Here is a 9,963-nt window from a genome sequence, read left to right as displayed (position 1 = left end):
GTCGCTTAAACTATACCAGCTTTGTAGTATCAACGCCTTGAGCAACTGAACGACATCATAACCGTTAGGACCATAACCACTCCTTCCCAAACCACATAAAATAGCTTCAAGCCTTCTCCACTTTATCAGACCGCATAGTCGCATCACCTTACTTCCCTGAATCCTATGTTCTGCTTCAATCTTTAAAAAACTCATCATATCCTCTTTTGGTTACTTTATCCTTCATACCATAATACTTCTATTCACATAACTCAATAATGCAGAGGTCTCGACAATACTCATTTTATCTCACATCTATATGCTACCTTCTCACAGACGTTCGCTATTGTTTTCCACGTGCTGTAAGTGAGAAAAGTTTCTGCAGCTTATGGAATACGGCTTGATGCCTTTAGGAATACTGTTGAACGGATTAAAAGGTAAGGTGTAATCACCAATGAGGAAAAGATCAAAAGATAGTTACTTTTATACACCAGGTTTCTCTTACCCACTTGACTAATTTTTTTTGATCATCATCGCTATTTGTTGGATCGAATCTTGACCTCCACAACTTCCAACTTATATTATGGGCAAGTAATAAAGGTTCCATGCTATCAAAGGAACGCAACAATTACTTACTTTATGTCTTCGTTTTATCGTTATTGGTTTTAATGTAATTCGCAACGATTCTAACAACAAAGCTTGATCTACTTCCTTCTATAGGATGATTTGCTAAGTACTGATCTAACTCATGTACAAAATTCTCAGGCATCGAAATCATCACATTTCTAAAAACAGTTTTTTTAAGTGGTTCTGTGGTAGTAGAGGATTTGATGTTTGTCATACCTATTGTATATTTATATATTGACTATATAGTGAATATATGGTTACTATAGTATATAGGCGAACTACGTAGCTATTATACTGTATATATAATCACGGAAAGCCATTGTCTACCTAATATGTGAGTACAGAAATGTAATAAAAAAAAACAACAAAAGAGTGTGGTCTGAGAGATTTGTGTCAGACCACTAGGAGGCTGTGATGAACAGACACCATGACAAGTTGAGGTTATCATAAGGCTCCAAAGTAATCAACAGATTTGCCGTGTTGCTGCACGGGAATTAAACAATTGTTTATGGAGTATTTATGCGTCACAATATGATAATCAGCCAGCTTTTATTACAAAGAGGACATATCGAGGATTTACTCACACAACATAACCCTCTTTTGAATTTTATTATTGATAAGTCTACTGCTTCTATAGAATTCATAATGAATACTGTAGAAGATATACAGCGGAATATTGATGAGGGGGACGAAAGAGCTTCAAATTTAGCCTTGGGTCTAAAAGGCATCAAGCAGTTCTGCGTGGATGCTCTTGTTATGGTAGGGGAGCATTCTATGGAGTTATACACCAACCAGAGTTCTACAACTGATGTGAGTGTAGATGCATTATATAAGCATCTGAAGGAGTTGGATGGAAAGGTGGAGTTGATGTTACCCAGATGTGTATATCTTATTACAAGTGTGTGGGTGTTACTGCAGGAGATTGATGAAAAAATAAAGGGACTGGATTTGTATGAAGGACAAGCGATAAGGATGGTAAGGGATGATTCTGAGGTAGATTTTGTATTTTTTCGTAATTTTGTAGATGAATACGGTGATTTTACGAAGAAGATGACGAGGATTTTAAGGAGGCTGTGGAGTTCAGTGTTGCTGTACAAGGATACGGTATTGATGAGAGTGGTACATGAAGTGATATCAAGTTATGGGAGTGAGGAGCGAGGAAGAATTGAGGTGACGCCGTTATATAACATTGTAGGTCCGATAAAGCGAGTAGACTGTTATTTATTTAGGTGTGTATTTGATGATGTATTGAGGAACGCGCTAAAGTATAGTGATGGTAAGATAGAGGTGCAAGCAAAGCCCAACGAAATAGAAGTGAGGGATTATGGCTATAAGTGGAAAGAGCATAAGGGTATGTTGTATAGTTTTTGGAATTGTGAGGCGAAGGAATACGGTGATATGCTGTCGTACAGCAGGTTAATGATGATAAGGGGAGGTGGTGAGATGAAGTGTGAGGTGTCTGGTGGTTGTACGGTGTTTACACTAAGCTTCAATTTGTGAGTATTGGAGAGTTGTATGGTGAGTGAGAAGAGGAGCAGGTATAGGTGTTGATGAGGATACTGCTCTGAATCAGAGGGAGTCGATGGTGTAGAGGGTAAGTGTGTTGTGTGGTTAGTGTCTTATGAGGCGTGTGTTAGATGGTATCCATGTTGGAGTCTTTTTTTGTGGGTTGCAAGGACTTCTTTATTGAGGAGTGTCCTAGAAGGGAAGTAAAGGTATCGTGAGTTGCCAGAGTGTGAGAAGAGACTCCCCCATGTTTTAAGAAGTACGAGGTCTTTGAATAGGTTGTGTTGGATGTGGAGAGTATAGTATCTAGAGGTGGTTTGCCATCTGAGGCTGCGACATTTGGTGAGGTTATGGTGTGGCGGCATGTATTTTACGATGTTCAGCTACGATTTCAGCTCTTTTTTTGAGGATACGGGTTAGATTTTTAAGTTTAGCTTGTTGTTTTTTGAGTTTTAGTATTTTGGAGGTGTTAGGGGTGTCGGAATTGAGGAGCTGGGATAGCTGTTGGTCTATTTTTTGAGATGTGGTGTTAAGACGTTGAAGAGTATCGTGAAGTTTTGTGTCTGAAGGATGAGATTTGTGTTGTAAATCGTTTGCATAGCATAATGTATGATGTCCGAATTTTTTATTTAGTTGTTGGACGATTAGATGTAATTGAGAATCGAGCAGATTATGCTGGAAGCAATGATGTTGGTGACGTGGCATATTGGACAATTATTGTGGATTATCGAGATTGAGAATTTTTCTATCTTTTTTGTTAGTTATATATTTGTTTAGCATATGATGCAACTCATTTAATTTATTTTCTGTAGTGTATTTATTGAGAAAGAATGAGCCGATAATGGTGAGTTTTTTTATTTCATTTTTTTTGGCACGTAATGCGTGTTTGTTTTTCAATATTTCGATTTTTTGGAGGATACGTTTTTGTTTATCCTGAAGCTTTTGTATTTTTGAATTGATATTAGACATGTTTAGGAATGACTAGTGATACATGTTAACGATGGTATCATAAGATGAGTGAATATTAAAGCCAAAGAGTGGAGAACAGATGAGAAGTGGTGTGGTAGGGGGATTGGAGGTCTCAATGCGGGAGCCAATATGTGTTTGAACAATAGGACTAAGCACGAAAAGGTGAAAAAATGATATTATAGGCTCCTGTAGAAGTGATACCATCTGTAGTAAATACTTTCTTATGCTATAAAGACAAGGCTATACTTCACATGTATATATTTTGAAGTAATGATGGGTGAGCTGGGGAATGTTTAAAGGTGTGCGATCTGAACAATGTGATAAACAAAAAAGGTAGGTACAAAATGTATTATTTTGTAGAAATAAATAATCAAAGATGAGAGGTATAAAGCTGTGAATAATGTAGGAAATATTTATGGTAATATTGACAGATAATAAGAGTATATTTTGGTTGCTTATGATGGAGGCAAATGATGAATTATTATGTGGATATTTTACACATTGTGAGAAGGTATTAACGAGGATAAAGTGCTTTAAAATTGTGTGTCTAGGTCTTATCCCTCGTCGGGACTTCTGTGTGGCGTATAGGCCACATAAAATAGACCTATCAGACCTATGTTGCGTCCTTAGCGTACTACTTTCTCACAATCCTATGTCCTCCCATAAAGGAACGTAAAATACAACAGGAATTTATCAAGGATGAGTAGAGCAAGGCGCTCCCAGCAATGGGAATGCTACAAAAGTAGACGTTACTTGAATTTTCGATAAAAAGAGTTACAATGGCCATAACTAAGCATAAATTAACTCAGTAATAATATGTCCAACACTCTACCAAAAATGAGTTATGTCACACGTTCTTTTGGCCTATTAACAGCACAAGAGAAATACCTTGGATTTGATACAAGCCTCGATAATAATCTTGCCAAACAGATAGAACTACTATCATCGGTGACTAAGCTGATCATACAGAGCGAGCATATGGTATTCAATTCAACGACGTCATTAACATTACATAACGATTTAGTATTGATATCCAAAAACAACATTACGTTTGCACATTCTTCTTATCTGACAATAGAAGGGAATGGTAATTTATACCTTAAGGCTGGTATCAACAATGGTAATACTGGTGGTAGTGTTGTTTTTCAGTCCTCTTCTGAGCAGATTAAGATAGAAGGTGATGGCAAAGTATACGTGCACTACAACCCCCCTACTCAAATTGAGCATAAATATAAGCATGGTCATAGTTACACGAAATTCGTTGCACCATCTGATCGATGTGAGGTGTATATGTTAGTGAATAATATTGAAGATCTAGAGGACATAGCGTATGCGCCTTATAGGAATTATGCGTTAGGGAATGACATAGAATTTTCCAAAGGATGTAACAAGTATAACTTCCCTATTACACCTACCAGTAAGTACCATGGAGGTGTAGGTGCGTTTACAGGGAGATTAGACGGTAACGGATTTACAATTAAGGGGTTGTGTATCTCTGAGGCTCAAAAGCCTTTGGTAGGCTTATTTAACTATATGTTAGGGCAAGCCAATAGGCATGTAGTGGTCAAGGATATACAACTTGAGGGCTTTGATATTGCAGGCAAGGTATATGCAGGTGGATTAGCAGGAGCAGGGAAATACGTGGACATAGAGAATCTCTTATTAAAAGATTGTAATATTACAGGGGAGTCGATTGTAGGAGGTATATTTGGTAGCGCTACAAGCATTACCGTTAGGGGTTTAGAGGTATTATCCAGTCATGTAGAGTCATATAAGACTAACGTATCAGGTTTAATATCAGGCACGATAAGGGAGTCTGAAGTGGATTCCAACCTGGATTGTAGCTACGATAACTGTTATGGTTTTTACTATGAGCATGGAACAGTGTAGTACAATATCTCCTTGGTATGTAGAGGACTATATCGTAGGGCCTTTAGCTCTTTACGATAGCGTGTTAGATGGTGGCAATTTTGTGCATAGCTTCATTGCTGACTCGTGTATCTATAGATCGAAGCAGATTAATATTGGTACTACTGATGAGAGATTCAACATCATATCACGCGAAAGTGTAGTATCCCAATGTACAGAGTACTTCAAAGAGTATCATGCCTCTTCATCATTAGATTTTATTAGTACCCAGATTGTGTTAGAAAGTAAGATAAGTGAGCTTGCCAAGGGGCTAAGAACGTTACAGGAAGACTATAATATCACTGTGGCAAGCCTTGACGGGGAAGAGATAGATGAAGATATGGCGGATGAGTTGAAGAATTTGGTAAATCAGGTCAATGATACAGAGATCAAGAAGGCGTACTTAGAAAGTGAGCTAAACAAATTAAATAAGGAAAAGGTAATTTTTTATCATGGAACATGTATAGCATCTTTAATAGGGGGCCAAAAGCAGTTTTTAGCTGGCCATTTAGCGGATTCTACATCAAAGAGTTGTGTGGCACCGAAAGCTGGTGGTTTAACAGGGAACACAGTAGTCATACCATTTAATGCAATGATATATGACATCACACAAGATAATTACCCAGATATATTAATCAAGGATATATATAGTGTTTTAAGAGGTAGGAAGGAAGGTGGATGCGAGACTGATGGTGTTGGTAACTGTCTATTTTTTGATGATAAGGAGACTGATGTGTTTGTGCTCAATTTATCTCTAAATTTTCTCAATAGCCAGGTGAAGTGGGGGAGCTTTTACAACAAATTATCAATTGAGCAGAAGTTATACGATCGTGTACTGCTGATCATAGCAGCAGGGAATGAAGGAATGGATTTAGATAGTGTAGATGCATATCCAGCAAAATTACCACAGAGATTAAACATCACGGATGTGGAAGTGAAGTACAAATTAACGGTTGCTTCAGCACGTGATGGGAAGAGTTTATGTTCCAATAGTAACTATAATAGTGAGTATGTAGATATAGCCGCTCCTGGACAAGGTATAATATGTTTAGCCCCTTTTGAGTACATTAACTATGACACGACAAAAGGTAGTAGTTCTAACGCAGCCACTTTTGTAACGAGTTTAGTCAGTATGTTACTATCATGCGATCCGGTTAATATGAATAATAGTACAAGAATAGTGAATGCCATTGAGGATTTTGCAAGGATAGAGAGTGGTTTAAGTACGACAAAAGTAAAGGGTGGGAAGATGTTGGATTATCAAAATGTGTTAAGAGAGGTATGTAACTTTGAACCAAAGAATAAAAGGCTCTAAAGAAACCCCGTAAAAAGCAGATGCGGTGATGAGAAAGCGCCTACCTTCACCAAGTTCGTCTAGGGTACGTGAGGATAGGCGTCTGTGCGCCGTGGAGTAAGGTGTCCCTTCAGTAAGGTCCCACACTAAGAGCGGGTATTTTGTGGCCGCGGGGGCATTGAGATGTGAGCTTTTATGGAGTAAATATTTGATATGGGACTTGACGGATATATGAGGAAGTGTTAGGTTGGTGGAAGCATAACACAGTATCATAACGTAAGTTAAAGAGTAAGGTAAAAAAGTGCATGTGGCGTGCCTGATGTTGACAGTGGTAACCGCTGGAAGCGGTTCTGCTTCTGTTGGGATTTCGTCTGGCTTCAATGTGAGACGTAGATCAGATTACTGACGCTTGTGCGTAAAATGACGGAAGGGGGTGTTTTAGCCTTCCAACACCTGTCATCTGATTGACTGTGGTATCGCAGCTCTGGCAAATCCACATCAGAAAAGTCAGACGTACACCTCCCCCTTAGCGTACTATTTTTTCCCAATCCTATGTCCTCCCCAACTACACTTCATCCCATTTCAATGCCCACATCACATGGCCACAAAATTACCAGCTCTTACTGTCTAGGCTACTACGTTGTGTAGAACATAGTGAGTTTAATGTGTGCGGCTCAGCCCAGGTACCTTAGCACTAGCCCTATTTTTTGACTACCGGAAATGTTAGTATAAACTCTGTAAACTCCCCAAGCTTTGAATGACAAAAAATGGTACCGTTCATACCTTCCATTGCTTCCTTGCAAAACGCTAACCCTAAACCAGTACCAGACCTTTCCTGCGTGTACAATGCATCAAAGATATATGGTAGTTGTTCAGGAGGTATACCCTTCCCATAATCTTTAATGTGCACACTTTGATTCTTGATACTAATCTCTATCGGTATATTAACACCTGAGTACTTCAGTGCATTATCAAGTATGTTTAATAATATGTGTTTCGTGAATATCAGTGAGCCTTCAAACACGAAATTGCTCCTCGGATTATATTTGATCCTGTCCAGCGCACTCTTATCAAACCTGTAGTTACTGACTACACTCCTTATGCATTGGTCCATAGAATACCTGTCTATGTCTGCCTTATTTTCTTGGTGGCGCAGCTTGGCCAATAATATCTCCACCATTCCAAGTCCACGATGTGATATGTCCTGCAATCCTTCGAGAGTTGATTTCACCATTTCGTATTTTACTTGACTTAAAGAAAACCCCTGATCGTCACCTGGATTCTTCATTGGACTATACATTATCTCCAACCCTGATTGTATCGTTGCAAGAGGACTCCTCAACTCATGGGCAATGTGTGCAATCATCCTATCTCTTCTTACTATACTCTTCTCTCTGAGACTCTTTAAGTACCCTATTGCACTTAAACCCACAGTGAGAACCATAATACTGTAGATGGAGCTATGTAAGCCACATGTAGAAGAAAACCCCACAGCCAGTAATAACCCAAACACTGTACCAACTGAACCAATAATCATAAAGACTATCCAATCTGTTAGCGTCACAAGCAACAATAGTCCCATTAGGTAATTTATGGTCCAGAACATGTTAGCATGCAAGCACAACATGTACCCTGATAAAATAGGGAACGAAATGGTCAGCAGGGAATACCAGTATATACCTAGAAGCTTTTCCTTCAATCTTTTTGGCCAAAGTTCCACAAAACATATAAACAAAGCCAAAGCACTAGACATGTACCGTAAAGTGCCCGAGAATGCATCGTAGACAGTACTAGGATATACCAGGAGCGGGTACGTACAAAATATCACAATGGCAGCGCCAGATAATTCAAACCATGTATTATACCTTTTAGCTTTGTTATCTACGTACCTCATGATGTCACGAATAGAAGCATTTCGTATGAAATGAGCAAGCTTCTTTGTTATGCTATTCTCCCTCCTCACGTATGTGCTAGTTTTATTGTGCTGTAGCTGTTCTAGCCTGGGCATTTTGACTCCGCAGTACTTCTGTATGTAATGCGCACCAAAGAAACCAATGCTACTACCAATGACCCCGGTGGCAACGCTAATTGTCGCGAACCTTCCATCAAAATATGCTCCCAAACAAGTAAACGTTACAGCAAACGCACAAGAGATAACAAATGACATAGTATTTGTTCTGAATTTTAAAAAACCTGCAGCTATAGGAATCATCATGATAGTGTCCCAAAAATTGTATACCAGCCAATACAGTTCCAAAATACCGCTTGCTGCCGCTGCTATAAATATAGAACCGACACCTATCAATAATGTACATATACGTGCAATCAGTAATTGTTGCGCATCTGTCAAAGCAGGATATAACTTCCTACCTATGTCATGGGCGCATAAGACAGAAGCAGTGTTTAACCAGGAATCTGCTGTAGACATCATGACCGCTATCATACCTGCAATTAGGAGTCCTTTAATTCCCGAAAACAGATATTTTTCCATGAACGTCATAAAAACAAACTGTGGTTCTAGATCTGGTGCCTGCACTTTCATGATGAAACCTATCAAGCAAATAAATATTGCCAGTGGTAGGTGTAGTAGTGCTATTACTTTTAGGGACTTTGCAAGCTGTTTGGGATTACTTGACATCAAGAATCTTTGTATAAAGGCTCCTCCATTAAATGGTAATATAAATACCGATAGACTTAGGAAGAACCACAATTGTTTACCTTCCAAATTCAAGGTGACATGCGATCTTGGTAAATTATGATAAAGAGCTTGAATACCTCCCACGTCGTGCAATGCGATTAAACAAGCACTTGGAATAGCTATATAAAATACAAAAAATTGTAGTACGTCAGTTAAAGCAACAGCTCTAATACCACCAAATGCAGAATAAAAAGTTAGTATACCAACGCCCAGTATAATCCCCTCCAGTTGCCCAATTTTCAGAAAGTAGTCAAACATGTAACCCATAGCGAGGGCCTGAGTAGCGACGCTACCAACAGATAGAATCAGTGATGCGATAGTTGCAATCCATCTTCCGACTTTACCGTACAGAACATCAGCAACATCACATATTGAGAGACAACCAGCAAATTGGTCTATGTGAATGTACACCTTAGCCATAATTAACCATACTAATGGACCTGCAACTCTGGCGATCGCGAAAAACAGACCTAAAGTGTATATTTTTTCTACTGTGCCTATTGTTGAGCTTGCACTTAGGTAAGTTGCAAAAATAGTACATACCAATACCAGAGTAGAGACAGAGCCGCTACCTAGGGTATACTCTCGTATTGTTTTGATTTCTGCCGCCTTCCAAAAAGCCACCACAAGGCAACCAACCAAATAAGCAACAACAATACTGACATCTAATGCACTTAGTATTCCAACCATTATGACCTCATAGTGAAGATTAGGGGTATGTAGTCAATCTTTGGGAGCCACTTTCACACTTTTGATAACAAACCAGTAGTAACGCTTGCAACATATATACCCCAAACTAAGAGCCGGTAGTTTTGTGGCCACGAGCATCATCTGATTTGAACATTTCGTATCTTTCGCTCATAAAATTTTGAGTATATTTCCAAGGACTTACTGTTTTTATGCCCAGAATTGTATGAGTAGGTAGCATCCCCAGAGACAGGTACCACGATATGTATAATACCTCAACCAATATCTTTTAAAA

8 protein-coding genes are annotated in these 9,963 nt (G+C 38.8%); 3 read left to right on the top strand and 5 right to left on the bottom strand.

Annotation, left to right across the window (positions count from 1 at the left end):
* The coding region (locus EDM53_RS03965; RefSeq protein ID WP_207215424.1) for a hypothetical protein at nt 1-195 on the bottom strand (195 nt) is incomplete at its 3' end.
* A 421-nt stretch (nt 196-616) separates the two neighbouring features.
* Entirely contained in the window at nt 617-820 is a 204-nt protein-coding gene (locus EDM53_RS03960; RefSeq protein ID WP_130122375.1) for a type II toxin-antitoxin system HicB family antitoxin, read from the bottom strand.
* A gap of 305 nt (nt 821-1,125) precedes the next feature.
* On the opposite strand from EDM53_RS03960, the gene EDM53_RS03955 reads away from it, so the two are divergent.
* The gene (locus EDM53_RS03955; RefSeq protein ID WP_130122374.1) at nt 1,126-2,106 is read left to right on the top strand and encodes a histidine kinase; all 981 of its coding nucleotides are present in this window, start codon (nt 1,126-1,128) and stop codon (nt 2,104-2,106) included.
* A 354-nt stretch (nt 2,107-2,460) separates the two neighbouring features.
* Here EDM53_RS03955 and EDM53_RS03950 read toward each other — a convergent pair whose 3' ends face one another.
* Nucleotides 2,461-2,817 (bottom strand): hypothetical protein, encoded by a 357-nt coding sequence (locus tag EDM53_RS03950; RefSeq protein ID WP_130122373.1) that lies wholly within the window; start codon nt 2,815-2,817, stop codon nt 2,461-2,463.
* A gap of 9 nt (nt 2,818-2,826) precedes the next feature.
* Entirely contained in the window at nt 2,827-3,081 is a 255-nt protein-coding gene (locus EDM53_RS03945) for a hypothetical protein (RefSeq protein WP_130122372.1), read from the bottom strand.
* 816 nt (nt 3,082-3,897) lie between these two features.
* Here EDM53_RS03945 and EDM53_RS03940 point away from each other — a divergent pair.
* A complete protein-coding gene (locus EDM53_RS03940; RefSeq protein WP_165379635.1) occupies nt 3,898-4,971 on the top strand; it encodes a hypothetical protein in 1,074 nt (357 codons plus the stop codon).
* Entirely contained in the window at nt 4,952-6,304 is a 1,353-nt protein-coding gene (locus EDM53_RS03935; RefSeq protein WP_165379634.1) for a S8 family serine peptidase, read from the top strand. Before EDM53_RS03940 ends, EDM53_RS03935 begins: the two co-directional genes overlap by 20 nt.
* A gap of 679 nt (nt 6,305-6,983) precedes the next feature.
* Here EDM53_RS03935 and EDM53_RS03930 read toward each other — a convergent pair.
* On the bottom strand, nt 6,984-9,671 hold the full coding sequence (locus EDM53_RS03930) for a sodium:solute symporter family transporter (RefSeq protein ID WP_130122369.1): 2,688 nt from the start codon (nt 9,669-9,671) through the stop codon (nt 6,984-6,986).
* Between the last annotated feature and the right edge of the window lie 292 nt (nt 9,672-9,963).

Source organism: Rickettsiales endosymbiont of Peranema trichophorum (genome assembly GCF_004210275.1).
Classification (GTDB): Bacteria; Pseudomonadota; Alphaproteobacteria; order Rickettsiales; family Midichloriaceae; genus RICK02.
This window is presented reverse-complemented; position numbering and strand designations above follow the sequence as displayed.

What these genes read in the sequence shown, in the direction of transcription:
- EDM53_RS03935 (WP_165379634.1), top strand. Translation starts at nt 4,952, where the DNA reads ATGAGCATGGAACAGTGTAGTACAATATCTCCTTGGTATGTAGAGGAC.
- EDM53_RS03945 (WP_130122372.1), bottom strand. Translation starts at nt 3,081, where the DNA reads ATGTCTAATATCAATTCAAAAATACAAAAGCTTCAGGATAAACAAAAA.
- EDM53_RS03950 (WP_130122373.1), bottom strand. Translation starts at nt 2,817, where the DNA reads ATGCCACGTCACCAACATCATTGCTTCCAGCATAATCTGCTCGATTCT.
- EDM53_RS03960 (WP_130122375.1), bottom strand. Translation starts at nt 820, where the DNA reads ATGACAAACATCAAATCCTCTACTACCACAGAACCACTTAAAAAAACT.
- EDM53_RS03930 (WP_130122369.1), bottom strand. Translation starts at nt 9,671, where the DNA reads ATGGTTGGAATACTAAGTGCATTAGATGTCAGTATTGTTGTTGCTTAT.
- EDM53_RS03940 (WP_165379635.1), top strand. Translation starts at nt 3,898, where the DNA reads ATGTCCAACACTCTACCAAAAATGAGTTATGTCACACGTTCTTTTGGC.
- EDM53_RS03955 (WP_130122374.1), top strand. Translation starts at nt 1,126, where the DNA reads ATGCGTCACAATATGATAATCAGCCAGCTTTTATTACAAAGAGGACAT.